The organism is Flavobacterium sp. (genome assembly GCF_036405015.1).
Taxonomy (GTDB): Bacteria; Bacteroidota; Bacteroidia; order Flavobacteriales; family Flavobacteriaceae; genus Flavobacterium.
In genome coordinates this window covers 36,999-61,225 of the sequence record NZ_DASWYK010000222.1, presented here as the reverse complement: position 1 = coordinate 61,225, position 24,227 = coordinate 36,999, and the positions used below count along the sequence as shown (strand labels likewise).

The 24,227-nt window shown below is 33.4% G+C and carries 14 protein-coding genes and 2 tRNA genes; 7 read left to right on the top strand and 9 right to left on the bottom strand.

Annotated features, from left to right (window positions below; all coding sequences use genetic code 11):
* Positions 1-255: 255 nt before the first annotated feature.
* Both VGE71_RS19320 and VGE71_RS19315 read right to left on the bottom strand, forming a co-directional pair.
* Positions 256-1,773 (bottom strand): OmpP1/FadL family transporter, encoded by a 1,518-nt coding sequence (locus VGE71_RS19320; protein ID WP_331139767.1) that lies wholly within the window; start codon positions 1,771-1,773, stop codon positions 256-258.
* Positions 1,774-1,814: 41 nt separating this feature from the next.
* A complete protein-coding gene (locus tag VGE71_RS19315) occupies positions 1,815-2,837 on the bottom strand; it encodes a hypothetical protein (protein WP_331139766.1) in 1,023 nt (340 codons plus the stop codon).
* A 102-nt stretch (positions 2,838-2,939) separates the two neighbouring features.
* Between VGE71_RS19315 and proS the strand changes: the two genes are divergently transcribed.
* The 4 genes from proS (at position 2,940) to rpsT (ending at position 5,097) form a co-directional block, all read left to right on the top strand.
* The gene (proS, locus tag VGE71_RS19310) at positions 2,940-4,418 is read left to right on the top strand and encodes a proline--tRNA ligase (protein WP_331139765.1); all 1,479 of its coding nucleotides are present in this window, start codon (positions 2,940-2,942) and stop codon (positions 4,416-4,418) included.
* A gap of 78 nt (positions 4,419-4,496) precedes the next feature.
* Positions 4,497-4,568: transfer RNA gene (locus tag VGE71_RS19305), tRNA-Glu, on the top strand.
* A 46-nt stretch (positions 4,569-4,614) separates the two neighbouring features.
* Positions 4,615-4,686 (top strand) — tRNA-Glu (locus VGE71_RS19300).
* Between the two features lie 159 nt (positions 4,687-4,845).
* Positions 4,846-5,097 (top strand): 30S ribosomal protein S20, encoded by a 252-nt coding sequence (gene rpsT / locus VGE71_RS19295; protein WP_091492106.1) that lies wholly within the window; start codon positions 4,846-4,848, stop codon positions 5,095-5,097.
* 169 nt (positions 5,098-5,266) lie between these two features.
* Here rpsT and VGE71_RS19290 read toward each other — a convergent pair whose 3' ends face one another.
* Together VGE71_RS19290 and VGE71_RS19285 are read right to left on the bottom strand one after the other, a co-directional pair.
* Entirely contained in the window at positions 5,267-5,674 is a 408-nt protein-coding gene (locus tag VGE71_RS19290; RefSeq protein WP_331139764.1) for a response regulator, read from the bottom strand.
* 5 nt (positions 5,675-5,679) lie between these two features.
* Positions 5,680-7,389: a PAS domain-containing sensor histidine kinase gene (locus VGE71_RS19285; RefSeq protein ID WP_331139763.1), complete on the bottom strand. Its 1,710-nt coding sequence runs from the start codon at positions 7,387-7,389 to the stop codon at positions 5,680-5,682.
* Between the two features lie 168 nt (positions 7,390-7,557).
* Here VGE71_RS19285 and typA point away from each other — a divergent pair, with 168 nt between their 5' ends.
* Positions 7,558-9,354 carry a translational GTPase TypA gene (gene typA / locus VGE71_RS19280; RefSeq protein WP_091492101.1) on the top strand — a complete coding sequence of 599 codons (1,797 nt, stop codon included), beginning with the start codon at positions 7,558-7,560 and terminating at the stop codon, positions 9,352-9,354.
* Positions 9,355-9,461: 107 nt separating this feature from the next.
* Here the strand turns inward: typA and VGE71_RS19275 are convergent, their stop codons facing one another.
* From VGE71_RS19275 to VGE71_RS19260, 4 genes are all read right to left on the bottom strand, one after another.
* Positions 9,462-13,949, bottom strand: a complete 4,488-nt coding sequence (locus tag VGE71_RS19275; protein ID WP_331139762.1) for a T9SS type B sorting domain-containing protein — start codon at positions 13,947-13,949, stop codon at positions 9,462-9,464.
* A gap of 167 nt (positions 13,950-14,116) precedes the next feature.
* Positions 14,117-16,456 (bottom strand): choice-of-anchor L domain-containing protein, encoded by a 2,340-nt coding sequence (locus tag VGE71_RS19270; RefSeq protein ID WP_331139761.1) that lies wholly within the window; start codon positions 16,454-16,456, stop codon positions 14,117-14,119.
* A gap of 15 nt (positions 16,457-16,471) precedes the next feature.
* Positions 16,472-17,308, bottom strand: a complete 837-nt coding sequence (locus VGE71_RS19265) for an ABC transporter permease (protein WP_331139760.1) — start codon at positions 17,306-17,308, stop codon at positions 16,472-16,474.
* Positions 17,309-17,311: 3 nt separating this feature from the next.
* Positions 17,312-18,223 (bottom strand): ABC transporter ATP-binding protein, encoded by a 912-nt coding sequence (locus tag VGE71_RS19260; RefSeq protein ID WP_331139759.1) that lies wholly within the window; start codon positions 18,221-18,223, stop codon positions 17,312-17,314.
* A 106-nt stretch (positions 18,224-18,329) separates the two neighbouring features.
* Here VGE71_RS19260 and VGE71_RS19255 point away from each other — a divergent pair, with 106 nt between their 5' ends.
* Both VGE71_RS19255 and VGE71_RS19250 read left to right on the top strand, forming a co-directional pair.
* The gene (locus tag VGE71_RS19255) at positions 18,330-19,382 is read left to right on the top strand and encodes a hypothetical protein (RefSeq protein WP_144218471.1); all 1,053 of its coding nucleotides are present in this window, start codon (positions 18,330-18,332) and stop codon (positions 19,380-19,382) included.
* 96 nt (positions 19,383-19,478) lie between these two features.
* Positions 19,479-20,336 (top strand): hypothetical protein, encoded by an 858-nt coding sequence (locus VGE71_RS19250; protein ID WP_331139758.1) that lies wholly within the window; start codon positions 19,479-19,481, stop codon positions 20,334-20,336.
* 151 nt (positions 20,337-20,487) lie between these two features.
* Here the strand turns inward: VGE71_RS19250 and VGE71_RS19245 are convergent, their stop codons facing one another.
* The gene (locus VGE71_RS19245; protein WP_331139757.1) at positions 20,488-24,219 is read right to left on the bottom strand and encodes a metallophosphoesterase; all 3,732 of its coding nucleotides are present in this window, start codon (positions 24,217-24,219) and stop codon (positions 20,488-20,490) included.
* Positions 24,220-24,227: the final 8 nt, after the last annotated feature.

Below are 24,227 nucleotides of genomic sequence, written 5' to 3'. Positions count from 1 at the left end.
CTTCACTGTCATAAACATTTTTTGAACACCCAAGAGTGATTACGTTAATTTTGTTCTTTTTTAAAGACTTGGTTCTCATACTTTTATAAATTGGAGTGCAAAATTACACTTTTTTTATTCAAACACCGCTTGTTTCGTTTTTATTTAGATGTTTTTTATGAAGGTTTTCGAGAAGAAAATTGCTCTTTATTGAGTAAAAAAAATCCGCTTAGTAAAAAACTAAACGGAAATTCTCATTCATCTATTTATTCTTAATTACAATTCAAATAATAGGGTAAGAGTAACATTATTTAGCTTTGAATTAATGTTGGCTGGATCTGTAAGACCTCTAGCGAAAAAACCTTGATTTGATTTTCTTTCTGCATAAGAGTAAGCTAGATCTACTTTAGTAGCTCCAAAGTTGTAACCTAAACCTCCTGAGTAACTTGTTAAATCGCCAATAGTGTTTCCATTTTTATAAGGGCTTCCTTCAAAACGATATCCTCCTCTTAAACTTAATTGTTTAATTTTATATTCACCTCCAATACGAAGTTCTCCAGTATTAGTTAATGTGTTTTTGATATCGCTATTAAGATCTCTAAAACCTGCATCATTAGTAGGTTTAAATTTTGTATTTCCATAATCTTTTATAGCATAATCAATGCTTAATAAACCTGACTTCCCAAAAACATAAGCAGCACTAAATGTCCATTTAGCTGGTGTTTGTAAAGTATATGATTCGTATACATTTACAATGTTAGGATTTACATTTGCATTTATAGGTTGTCCGCCATCTGCTTGTCTTGTAGTGTTAAGACTTTGTGAAGTTTCATCATAAAGTTCGTACCACGTGTTAGATTCGTAAGCAAGACCAAGTCTAAAAGCTTCAGTAACTTTTCCTATTGCTCCTAATTGGAAAGAAAAACCATTTCCGTACGTGTATAATTCATTGTTGAAACGTAGGTTCGAAATCGTTTCGTATGGTTGTAATGGATTGTTGTTGTCTTCATAAAAGCTTGAAGTTCTTCTAAAGTCAGTTATGTGAACATTTAAATTAGCTCCTAAATAAAGTCTGTCTTTGTAGGAAGTTGCAATGTTGAAACCAACTTTGCTGTTGTAGCCTCTTGTGTAAACTTCGTTTTCCTGGTAATAATTTCCTTGTCCAGGTGTAGCTCCGTCTGGTACATTGCTGATATATTGAGTGTTTCCTGGTGTGTTTGCAACAGGGTCAATAACATGTCCCCAATATCCCATATAAGCTTGTTGTTCGGTGTAAGATAAATCTCTGTAATCTAAACCGTCTATATTTTGCAAAGGTATTCCATTAGCATATTCAAGGAAATATCCATCAACAGAATGGGTTGGATTGGTACCAAATACGCCAAAGTTGTTGTTGAAGTTGTTTGTGTTTTCGTAAGTTGCTCCAATTGCAATTTTGTTCCATCCATTGTTTGGATTTCGGTCTTTAAAAACAAAAACTCCGCCTGCCTGATTTAAAGTAAAAGAGTTTTTCTTCTCAGAATTCTGACCTTCAAAATATTTAGCGTCATTCTTTATGTTTTGATTGCTAAAAGTTACCCCGACCTGATTCGAGTTAAAAATAGCTGAACCAGCAGGGTTTACACTTAAGGCAGATAAATCACCTCCCACGGCTCCGAAAGCGCCGCTCATAGCTCTAAATCTTGCAGTACCAGTTAAATTGTCTTGGCCGTAACGTAAGCCGTCAGAAACTTCCTGAGAATATGACGCGCTGACAGTTAGTCCTGTTATAAATAGGAAAAATATTTTTTTCATTTGGATAAGTTTTAGTTTTAATTAGTTTGCCTCGAGAAAAATTATCTTCTTCCTCCGCCACCGCCAGATCTCATTCCTCCGCCGCCACCGCCGCCAGATCTCATACTTCCTCCGCCGCCGCTATTGTTCATAGAACGCGATGGGCTACTTGGAGTATAGCTTCTTGATGAACCGCTGTTGTTGCTAGGGGTGTAGCTTCTGTTTGTGGTGTTTCCACTATTGTTGTAGTTGTATGATCTTCTATTGCTAGAATTGCTGTAGTCTACACTATTGGTGTTGGCTCTTCTATTTGTAAAAGTTGGACTAGTAGTCGTTCCTCTATTGTACGAATTTGTAGAGCTTCTTCTAAAATCAGTGTATCCGTTTGATGATGATCTATTTGTAGTGTAATTTCTATTTGTGGTATAACCGTTACTTCTGTTGGTAGTGTAGTTTCTGTTGCTTGTGAAACTTCTGTTGGTAGTGTAGTTTCTATTGTTTGTATAGTTTCTGTTTCCATAATAAGCAGCAGAACCTCTTCTTCCATAAGAGTAGTTGTAGTTGTTGTAGCCGTAATAACCGCCACCCCAATATCCTGGATAACCCCAGCCACCACCCCAGTAGTAGCCTGGATAACCCCATCCGCCACCCCAGTAACCTGGATAGCCCCAGCCATAGTAGCCGCCGTAACCCCATCCGTAATAAGGATAGCCCATTCCGAAACCGAATGACCATGTAGGATTTGTGTAAACATTTACAGAAACATCAGAATTGCTGCTTCCCCATGCAGGGTAGCCTACAGAGTTGGCTTGGATGCTGTCATTTTCTGAGTAATTGGTGTAATTGTCAACATCTGTAAAAATTTCTGTTGGCTGATTGTCGTCTTGCAAAGATCTAAAGTAGTCTCTGTATTGGTTGTTTGTGCCATTAGACACATAGCTGTTTGATGATGAATTACCATACACCCCATCATTTTCATAATAAGATGAATTTTGGTAAGAACCACACGACGCTAATAATAAACTCACTAATCCAATTATGTAAAAATGATTAGAGTTTCGGCGAAGAGAAATGTTAGTTTTCATATCTGTGGTGTTTTTTATTGTTGCACATTACAAAAATAGTTAGTTTTGTCAAACTATTTAGTTAAAATTATTTAAAACAAAATTTGTGCCAAACTATATAATATGAGTAAGAACCTCACTACAAGATCAGAAGATTATTCGAAATGGTATAACGAGCTGGTTGTTAAGGCGGATCTAGCTGAAAATTCAGGAGTTAGAGGCTGTATGGTGATTAAACCATACGGTTATGCTATTTGGGAAAAAATGCAAGCTGAATTAGATCGTATGTTCAAAGAAACAGGACATCAAAACGCGTATTTTCCTTTATTCGTGCCGAAGAGCATGTTTGAGGCGGAAGAGACAAATGCTGAAGGATTTGCGAAAGAATGTGCTGTTGTGACACATTACAGATTGAAAAATGATGAGGATAGACCAGGAAAATTGATGGTTGATCCAAATGCAAAGTTAGAGGAAGAACTTATTGTTCGTCCAACCAGTGAGGCGATTATTTGGTCTACATATAAAGGATGGGTGCAATCTTATCGAGATCTACCATTATTGATTAATCAATGGGCAAATGTGGTGCGTTGGGAAATGCGTACGCGTTTGTTTTTAAGAACTGCAGAGTTCTTATGGCAGGAAGGGCATACTGCACATGCTACAAAAGTTGAGGCTATTGAAGAGTCGGAAAAAATGATGAATGTTTACGCTGATTTTGCTGAAAATTTTATGGCGATTCCAGTAGTAAAAGGTTTTAAGACTGAAACTGAACGTTTTGCTGGTGCTGATGAAACTTATTGTATTGAAGCGTTAATGCAGGATGGAAAAGCTTTGCAGGCGGGAACTTCACATTTTTTAGGTCAGAATTTTGCAAAAGCTTTCGATGTTAAGTTTGCTAATGCTGAAGGAAAACAAGAACATGTTTGGGGAACTTCATGGGGAGTTTCGACTCGTTTAATGGGAGCTCTTATTATGACACACTCTGATGATCAGGGGTTGGTGTTGCCTCCAAACTTGGCGCCAATACAAGTCGTTATTGTTCCAATTCATAAAACAGATGAGCAATTGGCTCAAATTACAGCTGCAGTTAATGAATTGACTGCTAAATTGAGAAAATTAAAAATCTCAGTAAAATATGATGACAGAACGACGCAAAAGCCAGGATTTAAATTTGCTGAATGGGAATTAAAAGGTGTTCCTGTGAGAATTGCTGTTGGTCCAAAAGATTTAGAAAATGGAACTTTCGAAGTAGCAAGACGTGATAATTTGACAAAAGAAGTGGTTTCGAATGAAAATATCGTTGATCACATAAATAATCTTTTGGAAAAGATTCAAGCTGATTTATTTGACAAAGCTTTGACTTATCGAAATACTCATATTACAGAAGTGAATAGTTTTGAGGAATTTAAAGAAGTTTTAGAAGGTAAAGGAGGTTTTATTTCTGCTCACTGGGATGGAACTGCTGCTACAGAAGAAAAAATAAAAGACTTGACAAAAGCGACTATTCGTTGCATTCCTTTGGATGCTGTAGAAGAGGCGGGAACCTGCGTGTTTACTGGGAATCCTTCAGCTAAAAGAGTGCTTTTTGCAAAGGCTTATTAAAAAAAATAAAAAAAAATCGCTTGGTCTATTGTGTAACTAAAAATTAGATGTATCTTTGCATCCGCATTAGAGAAGCACGGTCCGTTCGTCTATCGGTTAGGACGCCAGGTTTTCATCCTGGTAAGGGGGGTTCGATTCCCCCACGGACTACAAGTTATATTACATATTGAAAAGTTTCCAAACTTAGGAGAATTTAGGTCCGTTCGTCTAGGGGTTAGGACGCCAGGTTTTCATCCTGGTAACAGGGGTTCGATTCCCCTACGGACTACAAAAAATTAGTTGTGAATAAGTTTTATAAAACAAAAATTGGTGTCTCGGTTTTTGTTTTATTAGTTAAAACCAAAGTGATTATTTTTTATATAATTGTGGGAGGTTTTTCTTTTTTAACTAGTATTTATAATAATTATTACATCTAAAATTAAAAGAAATGGCAAATCATAAGTCAGCATTAAAAAGAATCAGAAGTAACGAAAAGAAAAGAGTTCTTAATAGATACCAACATAAAACTACTCGTAACGCTATTAAAGCATTAAGATTAGCTACTGACAAATCTGATGCAGCTGCAAAATTATCAACTGTAATCTCTATGATTGATAAATTAGCTAAAAAGAATATCATTCATGATAATAAAGCTTCTAACTTGAAGTCTAAATTAACTAAACATGTTGCTAAATTGTAATTAAAACAATTAGCTAAAAATATAAAAGTCCTCTTATGAGGACTTTTTTTGTTTTATCATTTAAGAGACTTTAATTCTGAAAAAAAATCCAAATTCCAAAACTTTAATTGTTTTTGAAATTTGGATTTTTCTTTTCAGAATAGAAATTCTGAAATACAGTGTGTTGAAATTATTGTTCTATCTTTTTTTTAAGATATTCGAGCATGGGCAATGTTATAGGTTTTGATAAAAAATCGATGATAATTGGATATTTTTTCGCCTTTGCTAGATCATCAGGATCAATAGTGGAAGATAAAACAATTACTGGGGCAGAATTAAATTCATTGTAGTCTGAGGAAGTAAAATGATCTAAAAATTCCCAGCCTCCCATTATTGGCATATTTAGGTCTAAAAAAATGAGTTCTGGTTTTCTTTTGTTTTTGTCATTTGTGTATTTTAAGGTGTTGAAATGATGGAGTGCTTCTTCACCGTTTTGAGCTGTAATTACTTCATGAGAAAATGAAGATTTAGAGATTACTTTTTTGCATAACATCAATGTGATGGGGTCATCGTCAATGCATAAAATCTGCTCGAGCATAATAATTAATTTTTAAATGTTATTGTAAATGTAGTTCCTTTGTTGACTTCGCTTTCTATAGAAATTATTCCTCCCATTGTTTCTACTTGCGATTTTACTAGATAAAGTCCTAATCCCTTGCTGTCAGGATAGTTGTGGAATCTTTGGTATAATCCAAATACTTTATCTCTGTTTCTTTCTAAATCAATTCCAATTCCATTGTCTTTGAAAGTTAGTATTGTTTTGTTTTCTATTTTTTCTGCTGTTATGGATATTTTTAATTTTCTATTTTCTGATTTATACTTAATTGAATTGGTCAGTAAGTTCAATAAAATACTTTCAAGATAAGCCTTGTTTGTAATGAGTTCTGGAACTTTGTCAAATTTGAGTTTAATTATAGGTTTGTGTAACTCTATTTGAAAAGAAAGCTGACTGAATACATTTTCAAAAACTTCTTTTAAAGAGACTTCTTCTTTTTGCATGGAAGGGTTGTCTTTGATAATGATGACTTTTACTAAATCGTTGATGGTTTCGTTTAATAAATGTGTTGATTTGGTGAAACCTGTCAGGATTTCCTTGAGTTCGTCGTTTTCTAGTGAAATGTCTTCCATTAAATTTAAAAGACCAATTAAATTAGATAATGGAGCTCTAAGATTGTGCGAGGTAATGTATGAGAATTGCTTTAAATCTTTGTTGTTTTGAGTTAATTCTCGAATAAGATGTTCTTTTTCTGTTTCTAGTTTTTTCTCATCCGTAATATCTCTCTGAATAGAGATCCAATGAGAAATTACTCCTTCATTGCTAAAAATCGGAATCATGGAAAAACGAACCCAGTATTCCTCTTGGTTTTTAGTGTAAGTGATTGTTTCTATTAAACATTCTTCTTCGTTTTTTATGGCTCTCAGTAGTTTTTTCAGTTCCTCAGAATCCGATTTTGGGCCTTTAAATATGTTAGGTGATTTTCCTATTATTTCACCAGATTCATAGCCTGACATTGAAGAAAACGCAGGATTTACATAAACTATTTTTGGAATTTTCCCATCAGATGAATTCGCTTCGGTAATTAAAATTGAATCTTTAGATTGGGTAATTACAGTTTCTAACAGTTTTAAGCGTTGTTCTTCTTCTTTTTGTTTTGTAATATCCTGTATGGCACCAATCATTCTAATGGCTCTTCCTTTTTCATCTTTCAATAGAAAACCTCTGTCCAGAACATATTTGTATGTTCCGTCTGCGCATCTAAAACGGTATTGATCTTGCCATTTTTCCGTTTTTTGTTCAATAAAAGAATATAGTTTTATTGACATTCGGATGCTGTCTTCTGGGTGAATTTTGTCAAACCACCATTTAGAAGTTTTTCCAACTTCTTCACGGTTGTAACCAAAAACACTTTCAATTCCTTTGTTCCAGTTAATGCTGTCTTCTTGAATTTTCCAATCCCAGATAGTATCGCTGGTGGCTTTTGCTACTATGTCGTATTTCTCATTGGATTCTTTTATTTCTTCGTTGGTTTTGTTTAACTTTTCAAAAATTGTAATACTTCTTTTCTCGTTTTTTGAAAGTATAAAACTGAAAACTAAAACCGTAGTCAGAATGAATAAAATGTCTTTAATTAAAGACAATTTTGGGTATTCTGAAGGAGAAAAGTAGGTTGTGAATAATTTATGACATAAGACCGCCATAATTATCGAGATGATTGTATAAATAAGAGTAATTTGGAGAGTTTTACTTTTCATCACTTCAAATATAGTTAATTTAACTATAACTAAACGTATGTTAATATCATTTTGAGGCCTATATTTTGTTGTTTTATATTAACTAATTGATTGTATATACGCAAACTATGACAGAAACATTTTTTTTTAGAAAATAAAGTGTACCTTTGCGCCCATTAAAAATCACAGATGGAATCTATTAGAAACATTGCAATTATTGCCCACGTCGATCACGGTAAAACAACTTTGGTTGATAAAATTATGTATCACTGTCAGTTATTTCGTGAAAATGAAAACACAGGTGATTTAATTCTTGATAATAACGATTTAGAGCGTGAAAGAGGTATTACGATTACTTCTAAAAACGTTTCAGTTCAATATAAAGGAACAAAAATCAATATTATTGACACTCCAGGCCACGCGGATTTTGGAGGTGAAGTAGAGCGTGTATTAAACATGGCCGATGGTGTATGTTTGTTAGTGGATGCTTTTGAAGGACCAATGCCACAAACACGTTTCGTGTTACAAAAAGCTATTGATTTAGGTTTGAAACCTTGTGTAGTTATCAACAAAGTTGATAAAGAAAACTGTACTCCTGAAGAAGTTCACGAGAAAGTTTTTGACTTAATGTTTGAATTAGGTGCTACTGAAGAGCAGTTAGATTTCCCAGCGGTTTACGGTTCTGCTAAAAACAACTGGATGTCTGATGACTGGAAAGTTCAAACACAAAACATTGAGCCATTATTAGACATGGTTATTGCTAATGTGCCGGCTCCAAAAGTATCTGAAGGAACTCCACAAATGTTGATTACTTCTTTAGATTTCTCTTCTTTTACAGGTCGTATCGCTATCGGACGTCTTGAAAGAGGTACTTTAAAAGAAGGAATGCCAATTTCTTTGGTAAAAAGAGATGGAAAAATCATCAAATCTAGAATTAAAGAATTACATACTTTCGAAGGTTTAGGCCGTAGAAAAGTTGAAGAAGTTGTTGCTGGAGATATTTGTGCTGTTGTAGGAATTGAAGGTTTTGAAATTGGTGATACTATCGCTGACTTCGAAAATCCAGAAGCTTTACAAACTATCGCTATTGATGAGCCAACAATGAGTATGTTGTTTACAATTAACGATTCTCCTTTCTTTGGTAAAGAAGGTAAATTTGTTACTTCTAGACACATCCGTGAAAGATTGACAAAAGAGTTGGAGAAAAACTTAGCGATGAAAGTTGGTGAAACTGATTCTGCTGATAAATTCATGGTTTTTGGTCGTGGTGTACTTCACTTGTCAGTTCTTATTGAAACAATGAGAAGAGAAGGGTACGAGCTTCAAATTGGTCAGCCACAAGTTATCATCAAAGAAGTTGATGGTGTGAAATGTGAGCCAATTGAGGAATTAACTATCGACTTACCAGAAAACCTTTCAGGTAGAGCGGTTGAATTCGTAACTATCCGTAAAGGTGAAATGCTTTCTATGGAAGGTAAAGGTGAGCGTATGATTATTAAATTCAACATTCCATCTCGTGGAATTATCGGTTTAAGAAATCAATTGCTTACTGCTACTGCTGGTGAAGCTATTATGGCACACCGTTTCATTGGTTATGAGCCATACAAAGGAGAAATTCCTGGACGTAACAACGGTTCATTAATCTCTATGGAAAACGGAAAAGCAATTCCTTACTCTATCGATAAATTACAAGATCGTGGTAAATTCTTCGTTGATCCTAATGAGGATATCTATGAAGGTCAAGTAATTGGAGAAAATACTCGTAGCGACGATATGACTGTTAACGTTACTAAAACGAAAAAACTTTCTAACGTACGTTCTTCTGGAGCTGATGATAAAGCTAGAATTATTCCAGCTATCAAATTCTCATTAGAGGAAGCTTTAGAGTACATCCAAAAAGACGAGTATGTTGAAGTTACTCCAAAATCTCTTCGTTTAAGAAAGATTTACTTAAGTGAAACTGATAGAAAAAGATACAAAATCTAATTAGTTTAATTTTCAATATAAAAATCCCAAATTCCATATGGAGTTTGGGATTTTTTTTGAGACGTATTTTGAAATTTGGATTTTTAAAAATTGAATTTTGAAAAATGTTATCTTTTCAAACTGAAGTGTCCTTTTACTTCTCGACCATCTTCTAGTTTTATAGTGTACCAATAATCATCTGCAGGCATTGGACTTCCAGTATAAGTTCCGTCCCAGCCATTGCTTGTTGAACTAATTTGCTTGATTAATTTACCAAATCGATCAAAAATAAGGATTTTGGCACCAGAATTTAAGGTTTCATTTGCGCCTTGTATATTCCAATAATCATTGTGACCATCATTATTTGGAGTGAAAAATTTTGGAATTCCAAGTACAGCAATCGTTTTTGAAATTTTTCCACAGTTGTTTTTATCATTCACATAAAGTTCGTGTATACCCGGACGAACATTTTCAAGAAGATTTGAGTCTTGGAAAGGACCATTTGCGTCATCAATACTATATTCATAACTTCCCGTTCCAGAAACATTTACTTCGACAGTGTTGAAATCTGATAAGTCTGAGATAGAAACAGAATTGAGATGGGCAATATCTGAAGCTGATACGTTGATAGTTCTGATTCTGCTACAACTATTTTCTTCTTTGGTAAAAACTTCTACTGTATATTTCCCCTCTTCATTAACTTCTATTGTTTCACTAATTTCTCCAGGAATTACATTTCCATCTTTTGACCAGATGTAAGTGTAGGTATTTGCAGGTATATTTCCAATTCCGGCATCAAGTTTAACAAAAAAGGACGGTAGATTTGAACAAACTAATGCATCAGAACTTTTGTCACTGTTAATATCAATATCGGGTTTTGAATTTACTTTAAGACTAATAAAAGCTCCCAGTCCAAAGCATGCGTTGTCCAAATTGCTATCTACACGTACCCAAATATTTTGTTGTGTTGGAATCGTATTTCTGAAATTGGAAGGATTTGTAATTGTATTTGTTTCTGATAAAGCATCTGCTTCATTGGTATAATATTTTATAGAATAATTTGAGCCTGCTAAAGGAAGCATAGCCTCAATTTCGGTAGAGATACTGCTAAAGTCAAAAGCGGTAAATCCATCAGTATCGCTGCTGATATTTTCTATAAAATCATCGCAAACAGCAAAATTTCGTTTAAAAGATGGATCAATTTGTGTTGTTGAAACAATCAGATTCAACTGGGCAACTGAAAAGCATCCGTTAGCATTTTCAACTCTTGTCCAAATACTTTTATTCCCACTGAAAAAAGCGAGTGGATTTGAAATTAATGTTGTAGCATCTTTCGTATTGGCACCATTCAAAGTTGTGTAGTAGGAGAAAGTCTCATGTATTGAATTTGTCGAAACAAAAGTGTTTTTTTCGGTAAGATTAAAATAAGAAATACCATCAGTATCATCGTCACACTGAACGATTGTGACTGGTGAATTTAAAACTGGCAGAGTTAAAATATTTAAACTTACAGAATTGGCAGAAGTTAATCCACAAGCATTATTGTTTCTGTTTAAGAGTACACGATATTGGTTTCCATTTATGCTATTGCTTGTTTTTTGAATCGTTAAAGCTGTAGTCTTAGTTCCAGAATAAACAGCATTTTCTGGCAATGCATTCCAAATAGTTCCACCATCGTTGGAGAATTGCCATTGAAAACTATCAGCATTAGATTCGACTATGAAAGTTGCTTTTTCCAATTCGCAAACCGTTTGATTTTCGGGTTGTTTGGTAATAATAATTGGAGTTGCAACAATATAATTGCCATTTGGTGTAGTATAACCATCGGTTCGGCTGGTTACAACTCCAAAAGAATTGACAAGTATTGGTAAACCTCCTAATTGACCATCAAAATTCGGGTCAGTAAATCCAGCTTCAATAACATCGTTACAACCATCATCATCACTGTCAATTTCAGTGTAGTTTTTTATGTCATCATTATCTGAATCTAGAACAGTGTATTTTAAAACACCGCTGTCAGGGCTAGTTTCTAAAGAATCTGACAAGCCGTTGATTCCAAAATCTGTTGCGTCAATTATTCCATTTAGATTAATGTCAAGAGCGTTGCTTCCTGATTCGGTCAAATCATATATTCCGTCATTATCACTATCTAAATCAAGATAATTTGGTATACCATCATTATCAGTATCTAAAGGAGTAGCTCCTAAAACAAACATATCATCTAGACCGTCCAGATTAGTATCAGTATTCGATAAGGGTTTTGCTTTTAATTGTGCTTCAATTAAATCCGGAATTCCATCATTATCTGAATCTAAATCTAACTGATCCGGAATCCCGTCGCCATCTGTATCTTTTGGAACGCAGGTCGCAATAAGTTTAAACGTTGATTTGCTTCCAGCAGTATCAAGAAGATTTTTATGAGTAATTTTAAATGATTGTGTTTGATAAGATTGAAACTTGAAAGTCCCAGTTCCAGCTGCTAAAGGAACATTCCCATTCAGTCGAAAACGGATTTCGAAAGAAGAAAATTCAGTAACTCCGCTTTCGTATATTCCGTCGTAATTGGTGTCAATTAATAACTGATTGTCAGGATTTAGAACTGTAAAAGTTTTATTAACATCAGAATTAATAATGTATTCAGCATCTGGATTTAATAATTCATCTGTATTTGCAGCAGCATTATATTCTAAACGAAGATTTATAGGTTTTGCAAAATTTGCAGTATAACTTACCGAAGAAGTTTTTCCAGGCATAATTTCAGTCACAAAACTACCATCTGCTTTTCCTATAAAAGGAGCAGGAGCAGAAAGTGAAGAATTAGTAACGATTGCAGAAAAAGAATTGTTATAAGTTCCAACTTTAACTAAACCTGAAGTTGAATTGGAAAGATTTACAGCCTGATCACCATAAGATTCAGTGCAGTTTGTTATGCCATCATTATCATAATCAATGTCTATATTGTCGTTTACAAGATCATTGTCAAGATTAATCGCGCATTCGCTTACTGGAATTTTGTCTGAAAAAATATTGGTAACACAACCAGAAATACTGCCTCTTACCTGATAAAAACCAGGTTGTGAAGGACTATAATTGTTTTTAGTTTCTCCTGGAATTAGAACATCATCTTTATACCACTGAAAAGTGTCATAAGAAGAAAGAGTATTTATTTTTAAAGATACATTCGGAATGCACGAAGAATTTTCCAGTGTAATTTTACTGCTGACAATTTCTGGTTTTAAATCGAAACCAGAATAATAGCCTCCGTATGTTGCATAACCATTGGTTCCAAAGTATGAAACGTATATTTGTTTAGTAGATTTTACGGCTATATTTCCAGATAAGTCAGGTATCGTATAACGTACAAACTCAGTTGTTCCCTGAATCTCTAAAGGATCTACTTCGACAGGGGCGTTGTTTAATAAGACTGAAGCTCCTTTCTCGGTTACAATGTTTAGAAATCCATTAAAAGTACTGTTCCCAATAGATTGAATCTGAGGAATGTTGTCGACTGTATTCGGTGTTGCACAATTTATTGGAGGTACAAAGAATAAATTTTGATTGGCAGGATTTGTGGTTCCTCCAATACTCTGATAGGCAAAAACATTTGCAGAAGTTTTTACATATAAACTACCATTGCTAAAATTACTCCCATCAAGAGCTATATATTCTCCGCTATTCAATGTTTTGTATGAAACAGAAGAGCCGTTGAGAAAAACTTCTGTATTGTCATAATGAGCTACCAATAAAACACGTTCCAGTTCATCTGTACCAAGTCCTTGTATGAAAATATATTCCTTTCCTGTTTTTTCTAAAGAAACGATTTGGTCAAAACCAACATCCCTTCCTATTGGAGAAACCCCATTTCGTGTAGGTTGTGTTAGTGTACTGTTGCTTCCTCCAAAGGATCCTGAATTAACTACAACTGATTTGTCTGAGGAGACTAAAGCCCCGATCATTTTTGAACTATTTGAAACAAGCTGGCCATCATTGTAATTTTTTAAAGCCAGTACGTAAGATTCATTTTTATTTAGAGTAACTGTTATGGGGCCCGAAACAAGTGTTCCATCTAAAAGTTTTGTATCATTCTGAATATTCGAGATCGTAATTTTTGTTCCGTTTTCTGTAGCCATTATAGAGGCAAAATTTAGCAATGTTTCATCGTAAAGAGGATTTAACATTGCACCCAATCTAAAAATGGTACCAAGAGCGCTGTTTCCTTTAGAAACTAATCCTCCTGACTGATTGAATACTTTATCACTTTTACCTGCATTAACTCGTGCGCTTACATAAATTAAATCTTCGGCTTCGATAATATATCCACGATTCGATACAATTCCAGTTTTGGAAAGCGGTGTGAATAATTGCGTGTCAAGTCCTGTTGCAATGTAAAAGCGATAAGGGTTACTATTATTTACAGTTCCGTTTACAACATTTCCGCCATTGGCTATAATTTTAAAATTTACATCGGTTAGGCTAGGGGTGGAGATGTATAGATATTGATCTTCTGCAAATCCTGCTACAGAAATAAGAGGCGGTATATAATGCGTTTTGCTAAATTGCGAGAAACAATTTAGAGCACAAAAGAGAAAAAAAATAAAGAGTACTATTTTTTTCATTGGCTTGTTAAACGGCTGTTACAGATAAGAATCGTCTAAAACCAAAAATAGGATTATTTTGCGTTACTTTTAAGTTTAATTTTCTTTTCTTCTTAAATATTTGAAGTGTTGTAAATTTTTTCAAGTTTTGCCTATTTAAACTTTAATCGAAATATTGTAGAAAGATATTATCGTTTTAAACTAAAGTGCCCTCTTACTTTTTTTCCATCTGTAAAAATTAAAGTAAACCAATAATCATCTGAAGGTAATTGCTGGCCGTTGAAAGTTCCAGTCCAACCCATACTATTTTGGGTCATTTGTTTTAGCAGCTTTCCATAACGGTCAAAAATACTTATGGTGTAATCTGGAAGTAAGTCAGAATTTTTAATAACCCATAAATCATTGTATCCATCACCATTTGGAGTAAAAAATCTCGGATAATCTAAAACATAAACTAAGAAAACATTAGACAAACCGCAGCCATTTTTATCTCTTGCGACAGCATTGTATGTTCCGCTAGTGACGTTTGTAAATAAAGGATTATCCTGAAAAACAACTCCATCTAATGAGAATTCATAATTTCCTGTTCCTGTATATTCGAGCAAAACAGAGTTATCGTTTCCAGAAAAATCTTTAACAACAGCATTTGTAATTACAGCAGGTTCAGACGAAATTATTTTGAAATTTTTGGTTTTTTCGCATCCATTAGCATCCTTCACGGTTACTGAATAATCTCCCGATGAAGTAATAACAATAGAATTTGTCATTTCTCCCGTACTCCATAAATAGCTGCTAAATTCTGTTGCAACCGATAAAGTTATGGTGCTGTTTTTACATAGATATTCTGATTCGTCTTCAAAGTTTGGCGGATCGAAAGTATTTACAACTAGAGGTACCGGAACAACATCATAACAATCTGGACCGTTAACAACTCTGGCATAAATAGTTTGGTTGTACGGAATTGTATTTTGAAAGATATTCGGCAATACATTTGTTTCTGTAAGAGCATCATTTGCTGTTAAAAAATAATGAACTGTTAATCCATTAGGTAAACCAGCAGTAATTTTTGGAGTAACTTCATCATTCAAATTGAATTGATATAAACCATCTTGGTTTTCATCTCCATCACAAGTAGTTGTTGGTGTTGGATCTGTAATAGATGTTGTTGCAATTTGTAAGGTTACATCAGCTGTTGTAAAACAACGAAATTCATTTTCTAAACGAGCATAAACGATTTGATTGTTAGAAGTATTAATGTAATTCTCTGGTGTGACAATTTTATTGGTTTTAGTCTGAGCATTTCCTAAAGTTAGATAATAACCTTCAGTAGTAATATTTGCAGCATTGTTCTTTACAATGTTATCGGCTTTTGTCAAATTAAAAATAGAGATTCCGTCATTGTTATCATCACATTGTAAAAGAGTTGTATTTGAAGAAAGAATTTCAGAAGCGTAATCAATTTTTATTTCTCCAGATGATTGACAAGTGCCGCCAATAACAGTAGCTTCCACGATATATGTTCCAGCATCTGCGACTGTATAAGTTGAGTTTGTACTTAAGATTACAGTAGGATTGTCTTTTTTAAACCATCTAAAAGTATATTGAGAAGAGGATAAGTTACTGTTTAGCAAGATTGTTTCTCCAAAACACGCCGGATTGTTTGCGGCAATTGTACGATCTTCGCCCAATATAATTTTTGAGGCAAAACTACCAGCCTCAAGAAATATAGCCGATTCCAGATTTCTATTTTTATCATCTGCAATTACCAATTTTACGTGGTATTTTTTTCCGGCAATTACATTAGACTGGGCTGTCATTACAACAGTTTGTCCGGCATAATTTACAGGACTGTTGGTCGTGTTATAACCATTGAAATAAGTAGGATTGGAAGCATTACAACCTGTGTAAGGAAGACCTCCAGGCACCGTACCAGCTTGAATTTGAGGATGAATATTTACAGATGAAACAGCTGTGGTAGTGTTAGGAATGACTGCCAAATTGGTATAAGGATCAGAAGTTCCCGCTTCTTTAATCAAAAAAGCAAAACCATCAGAATACAAACAAGGATAACCATATTGATATTCATTTGATGCAAAAAGATAATTGAAACTTAATGAATTTGCCGAAGCAATAAAATCAAATTCTAGAACTGTTGCATTGACAGATTGCGTTCCAACAGCTTGATCAAGATCGCTGTCTCCTAGCCAGTTTGGACTGTCACTGCTGGTTAATTCACTTACAAAAGGTCCAACAGCAGTTTGCGCTGTTGATGTTGCCAATACAATTCCTTCTGCAAAAGGAAAATTGCTTCCATTTCTGTTAAAATAAGCAAAACTCTGTTTTCCAGGTCTAAAAGTGTCTCCTTTTCCTGTCGCATTTGAACCCACAGCACACGAAGTGTTAATTAGAACATCTTCAATAAGTTGCTGTGGTGTTTTTTGATCGTCAATGGTAATAACTTGTGCATTAACGCTAATAGATGCGTAACTTAAAGATAATAAAATGAAAAGCCTTTTAAAATAAATCATAGTATAACAAATATACTATAAATCTCTATTTTTTAATAGTTTGTAAGAAAAATAAACAAAAAGAAAAGTCCACGTTAAAACGATTAAAATTGCAGTATAACTTACACTGTAATCAATTTCTGTTTGGATTCCAATTTGAGAACCTATGTTTTTAATTACAGATAATCTGGGTGCAGGATTAACAATCAAATTTGACATAGATTCCAAAGGTAAAAACTGTGTTATTTTTTCGTCTGTGTCGCTATCAGGAAAAATTTGAAATGCTAGATAACCTCTTATAAAGCTTTCAATGATAGTCCAAACTAAAAGAAAACCTAAAGCAAATGCTGATCTTTTTACAAAAATTCCTAAAAATAAACACAATGAAAAGAAGCCTGTTAGTTTTACAAAAAAAGCTAAAAGATAATCCAAGTCAGTAAATATAATGCCAATTTCAGTGTATGAAGAAAAGAATAATCCTAAGATAAGACTCATTACAAATACAAAAACCGTTGATAGAAGTGCAAATAACACAACTGTCAAAAACTTAGATAGAATAAATTCTTTTTTACTTAAACCGTCTATTAAATTTTGTTTTAAAGTTCCATAACTATATTCATTAGCCATCATAGAAACAATTACAATGGCAAGGAAAAATTTAAGTATAGCAGCAACATAAGTATTGAAATGCCAGATAAAAGGAAAGTTAAATATTCCCATTTCGGCAAAATGAAGTTTGAAAGGACCAAGGTCAAATTTAATCGAGGCAATAAGCGCAATAAAAGACAGTAAAATAAAATACGTTAAGGTTAAAATACGACTGGCTTTATTCATCCAGATTTTTTGTAATTCTATAGAGATAAGTCTTTTCATGGCTTAGTTGTTTTTTGGATTGGTATTTTGGGTTAATTCTAAAAATTGAGCTTCCAGACTATTTTTACGTTTAACCAAATGACTTAAAACAATATTTTTAGAAAATAAAAACTGGTTTAAATCTGAAGCTGATAAGTCTGATTTTAAATAAACCAAAACTTTTCCGTCTTCTTCTTTAATTTGTTCAACAGCATCATGAATACTTAAAACTGATTTTAGAGCGTTATTATCATTCGAAGAAATTTCAAAGAAACCTTCATTTGCAGACATTCCGTTTACAGAACCAGAATATAAAACTTCTCCTTTTCTTAAAACAATGACCTCAGAACATACTTTTTCAACTTCGTCTAACAAATGAGAAGCCAGCAAAATTGTAGTTCCCTGCGAAGCAATTTTTTTAATGATATCTCGAATCTGGTGAATTCCCTGCGGATCTAAACCATTAGTAGGTTCGTCTAAAATTAAAATTTCAGGATCATTCAAAAGAGCAGATGCAATAGCCAAACGTTGTTTCATTCCTAAAGAAAAAGTACTGAATTTGCTGTCTTTTCTTTCGCTTAAACCAACCAATTCTAATTTTTCATTAACCTTAGCATAGTTAATGTTTTTAATTTTACAAACCAGTTTCAGGTTTTGCTCAGCTGTCATATAAGGATAAAAGTTTGGACGTTCAATAATAGCACCAACTTTTTTTAAGGCTTCATGTGTTTCTACCTTGCCATCAAACCAGCGATAATTACCAGAAGATTTGTTTACAACATTTAGTACAATTCCTAATGTTGTCGATTTTCCGCTGCCGTTTGGGCCAAGAATGCCATAAACTCGACCTTTTTGTATACTGAAAGATACATTTTTTAAAGCCTGAATCCGGCCGTATCTTTTGTTTAGATTCTCAATGGTTAATATGGTTTCCAAATTTTTCTGGTTTTAGTTTTAAGTATGACGAATCAATTTGATTTTTGTTACTTTAATTTCTAACATTAAATCGTATTGACGTAAATTTGTAATAAAGATATTTAAAATGAGCGAGCCTTTAATGGTTTTAAAAAAACCTTCTTATCCTTTAACACAACCACTTTTAAGTTATTTGGAGCGATACGAACGTATTTCTAAAGTTTCCGTGTTTTATGATGACTTGCTTCGTTTTTCAGGTTCCATAAATGTTTATGATAAACATGATAATGATACTCTTTGGATTCGGGTTTATTACAGCGAATTTGAAAGAAATGAAATTGATTTAAATTTAAAAAGAATTTATTCTCTTTTGCATTCTGATGGTAACAGCGAGATTATCCAATTTCTAAATATCGACGCCATTGATTATTGTACTTTCGGAAATTCAAAACCGTTCAGAATCAAAGTTCGAAATATTCTGAATGATAATTACGTTCACTTTTATATCAAAAAAGCCGATGCATCACGAATTTACGGATTGGAACTAGAAGATATTTTATCACCAGATAAAATCAATTTTTTGGTTTATAATGATACTTTGATCGAAGAACATATTATCGGAATTCCAGGCGATGTTTTTATGGATACTTTGTTAGAAAGTTGTTCTGAAATGGAAAAAGCACAGATTGCGAAAGAATTTGTTAAGTTTAACGAACGCTGTATGATTCGTCTTTTAGGAGATATGAGAGCGTACAATTATGTAATTGTCCCAATTCACGATTTTGATCAGGTGGTTTATAAAATTCGCCCAATCGATTTTGATCAGCAATGTTATGAAGGTAATTTTAAAGTGTATCGTCCGCAGTTTTTCAAGGAAAATTTCCCAATGATCAAGCTCATAAAAGAAAAACTAGAAGAACGTTCTATTATTCAGTATAAAGATGAAGAAAGAGCGATTCTAGCTAAACGTATCCATTCTGCAGAAAACAGAATTAAAAAGCTTTTGAATATCATGTGCCACGATACCATTTCAACAGAAGAACATCTAAATCAACTGAAAATGGAATTGTACCGATATACCAATGATATGAAATTTAAAAACGCCAAATCAATGGGACATATTATGCACGCGGCATTTGAGTTTATTACCCGTAATTTTAAAAACACAAACCTAGTTTAAAAAACACTTTCACTATATAAGTCATATAAGATTATTTAAGGAAAACTTCTTAAATTTACTTACATGACTTATATGGTTTTAAAAAAAGAACAATCTATGAAAAAATTTTTCTTAGTAGCAGTTTCTATAGTTTTATTAGCTTGTCAGAAACAATCGGGTTCTGATCTAAAGGAACTTTATTCACTTCCAAAGAAATTAAAAGAAGTTTCGGGAATAACCTATTTTCCTGAAAACAATTTGCTTTATACTTTAGAAGATAGTGGAAATAAAAATGCGATTTACGCTATTGATTCAAAAGGAAAACTTGCGAAAACAATTACGATATCGAATGCTACAAATGTAGATTGGGAAGACATCACAAAAGATAAAGCGGGAAATATTTATATTGGTGATTTTGGAAACAATGATAACAAAAGAAGAGATTTATGTATTTATAAAGTCGCCAAAAATCAGTTGAATAATGATTTGGCTAAAGCCGAGTATAAAATCTCATTTTCTTATCCAGAACAGAAAGAATTTCCTCCAAAGAAAAAAGAATTGTTTTTTGATGTCGAAAGTTTCTTCGAAATGAACGGTTATTTTTATCTTTTTACAAAAAACAGAAGTAAAGGTTTTGATGGAACAGTTTTTATCTACAAAATAAAAAATGCTGCCGGTACTCAAAAAGCAGTAAAAATTGGAGAATTCAAAACATGCAACAATTACAATCATTGTGTACTGACAAGCGCTTCCTTAAGTCCTGACGGTAAAAAAGTAGCTTTATTAAGTCATGATAAAGTGCTGCTATTTAAAGATTTTAAAGGAGATTTATTTCATAAAGGAACTCAAACCGAAATAAACTTGAATCATTTTTCTCAAAAAGAATCGATCGTTTTTAAAGACAACAACACTTTACTGATTGCCGATGAAAAAACAAATAAAATAGGAGGAAAGGTTTATGAATTTAAGCTTTAATTAGAGGTTTTAAGATGCTAAGTTACTAAGGTTCTAAGTTTTTGAACAAGTTGAAAATAATAGCCACGAATTAGAATTTAAGTTTTTTGTAAAAAATAATTCGTGAATTCGTGGCTGAAAAAAAACTTAGAATCTTAGTCCCTCAGAATCTTTAAAAACTGTAAGCCGCTCCAAAAATCACCCTTCCAATTTCGTCAGGAGATTTAAAATAGGAGATTCTGGCAGTTAAAACATTTACAGCATTTAACCAAAGTCCTCCACCATAATCGTGGTGCCATTTTCTTGAATTTTCTCCGTCAAGCCAAATTCTTCCATAATCGAAACCTCCTAAAATACCATAAGTAAAAGGAGCAATCGTTTTTCTGATTCTGCCAAGACTTAAACGTAAATCTGAACTTTGTGAGAAATAGGAGTTTCCTAAAAATCTTTCGTTTCTAAAACCACGCAAATCAGTATCACCTCCTAAAGAAGAACCCTGATAGAATTCATAATTATTGTTTAGAATAGTTTTTCCTTTAAGATAAGTTGCCAAAACCAATTTACCTTCTTTATCAATTCGATGTGTAAAACCTAAAATACTTTCAAGAGTCGGGAAGTTTTTATTGGTTTCATCCAAATTTGTTGTCCAAGTTCCAGCCAGCATAAAATACATTCCTAGAGTTGGTTTTGCAGCAAAATCTGAATTTTTGAAAACATACTTCACTTTTAAACTTCCATAATTCTGGCTATTAAATACATCAGGATTTACAATGTTTGGAGTGTCAATAAATCGATTATCTGTTTCTTCAACTGTCATTCTCTGGAAAATTGGCTGAATGCTAAATTCACTTCCATATCTTCCAACATGTCGAATAGCTCCAGAAGCATTGAATTTTCTAATTCGAACACGATTGTAATCCATGCTAAGATCATCATCATATTGAGATTCATTTCCATAACCAAAATAATTCATGGCAAAGTTTGGAGTAGTATAAAGTGATTCAACATCAATAACCCATCTACCAAGTAAACCTGGGAAATGTGCAGCATAATTAAATTCTAAACCACCAGTAGCAAAATAATAAAAAGCATTAAAAATATGTCTTTGCGTGTACGGATTCTGTTTGAAATTATTTACTGTATAATTTAAATTGACTCCCATTTTGACACCATCATCAGGATTAAAACCAATGTCTGGAAGACCTGAAATGACATTGTATTTAGGTTTTTCATAATTGTACGTGTTAACATCATAATCATCCGTTAACTGCGTCTGAGTTTTAGAATCTAAATTATAAGTGTTTTCTTTTGATTTAAAATCGTACACAATAACCTTTCTTCCGTTTTCAATATTATAAGTGTCATTATTCTGACCACCAATTAAACGAACTTTAATTCTTGATTTCTGATTGCCTTTTACTTCAAAAGTATCATTATCGTCTAAACCATAAATCCATAAATTTCTAGTTTTTGCATCGGTGACCGTTTTGGTATATAGTAATTCATCACCTTCTTTTTTAGATCTGAATACCTGAATTTCAATGCTCTTTTTCGCATTATGGTTTAGAACAAATTTGTCTTTCTTGTCTGTTCCTGCAATCATTACCGTTTTGCTTAAAACATCAGCATAAATAGCGGCATATTTTTGAAGTTCTTTTTTTCTGTTTTTTAATTTTCGAATGATTTCCTGAACCGTTTCGTCCTGAACTTCTTTAGGCATATTCTTGAAAGAATTTTCAATATCGCTGTCAGATAAATTCTCCTGAATGTATTTTGCTTGTTCAATCCAGTCTTTTTGATCGGTAGTTTTTAAGAAAGCCAAATCCTGAGGATAAGGTTCTCTGCTCAGCCATTTTACATTGCCAATTTTATCTTTAAAAGTTCTCATATGACGCAATGCTGGAATATTCATTAAAATAGAAAGCAAAGCACCATCATATTTTACAAAGGCCTGATCTCTGTCGCGCGGAATCGGTTTGTAGATTACTTTTCCGTCCTTTTTAAATTCGGCCCAGCGCCATTGATCACTATGTCTATCCCAATCTCCAATTAAGATATCAAACAAACGGGCTTTTATATATTCTTTTTCGTCAATCGAGTATTTTTCGTCTTTATGAAGATTAAGCATCACATCGTCTGTACCAATAATATTACTTGGATTACCAAAGTTTTTTCCATCTAAATGATTGTCAGCAGGTCTTTCCTCAATCATATACAATTGATCTCCAAATCCCGCATTAAATTCGCCTAAACCATTTTGTTTCGGAATGTAATATAAAATCGGATTGGTATGCAACAATCCAATTTTGTTAGACATACCGTCGATTGCATACGGTGCATATGGGTGAGAAGTAGTATAAAAGTCAAACAAGAAACTTTCAGCATACGTATCTTCAAAATCATTCACAACATATTGATCTTTAAATGCAACAGATTGTAAAAAGACGGTTGCACTTTTTTTCATACCACGCATTACAAATTCGCGACCTTTTGGATCAGACATTCTTAAAGAAACAGATTGATGTCCGCCACCTCCACGAATTGGAGTTAGACCACCTTTTAAAGTATCGATAGTGGCTACAGTAGCTTCAATTGGCATGCTGTAATATTTTCGGTAATGTTTACCGAATAAAAAACTATGAAGCCAGCTTTTATCTGTCATTTTTGGTGAATAGATAGAAGTTGTAATTTTTGATGGAAATTTATTCGGAATATCAGATGCCCAGTTAATTTCTTTGGCTTTTATAATTTCACGTTCAAAAAGAAGTTTCTCTTTATTGTTTTCATTTCCATAGAATGAAACTTTAGCATCACCGCTTTTAAATAAAGTTAAAGTAGCATAACCATTTCCTCCGTATGAAAAGTCATTTTCGTTTACAGCTCTTGCCGCTTCAGATTTAGAGCCTGCGCCACTGATAATCTGTTGAATATTTTCATTGCTGATGTACTGTAGATTATGATCATGTCCAGAAACGACAATGACATTTTTCTGCTTTTGCAAAAGCGTTTTAATTCGCTTAGCATAAATGGTGTATTGTTTATTCTGAATATCCTGCGGACTTACACCAGATGTTTTTCTCAATAAATTGATAAAAGAACCAATTATCGGAAGAGGAATTTTCTTTTCCAACGGAAATAATTGTTTCTCTAACGAAAATTGTCCGCCATGAGTTCCGTTGCTTAATAAAGGATGATGTATAGCAAGAATAACTGTTTTTTCCTGATTTTTGTTTAAAAGTCCTTCTAGTTCTTCAAAGAAAGCTTCCCTGCTTTTAATCTCACAATTATCGTTGATTGTTGGGTGATCATCCCAATTTTCAAGAAACCATTCACTATCAACCGTTATTAACGTTGTAATACTATCAATTTTAACATCTTCTATCGGACAAGATTTTCTTGGTAAAAAAGCTTTTTTATCATTTAAATGTTTGGTTACAAAATCAGCCTGACGCTCAAGACCTTTAATGCCGCTGTACCAATCGTGATTTCCAGGAATAAAAATCGTTTTTCCTTTATAGCCGTCTGCCAGTTTTAATTGATTTTTCAGTTTTGTTTCTGCTAGTCCTCTATCTTCAGCATTTTTATCAGCAGGAAAACCTTTAGGATAAATATTATCTCCTAAGAAAAGTAGCGTAGATTTTTTACTGGCTTTTTTTAGTCTTTGATGTAAAAGTTCTAGAGTTTGTTCTGCTTGAGTTTCGTCAGCATTTCCAGCATCTCCGACCAGATAAAAAGTGTGATCAACTTTTATAGAGTCAGTTGCGTTTTCATTCTCAATCGAACTTACATTTTTTCCGTATTGGGGCTTGTGTGTTGCACAAGAATAAACCAGAAAAAGTATAGCTAAAGCAATAGTTCCCGTTTTAATTTTTGCAATAAAATGATTATCCAAAAACAATTTCATAATTTAGT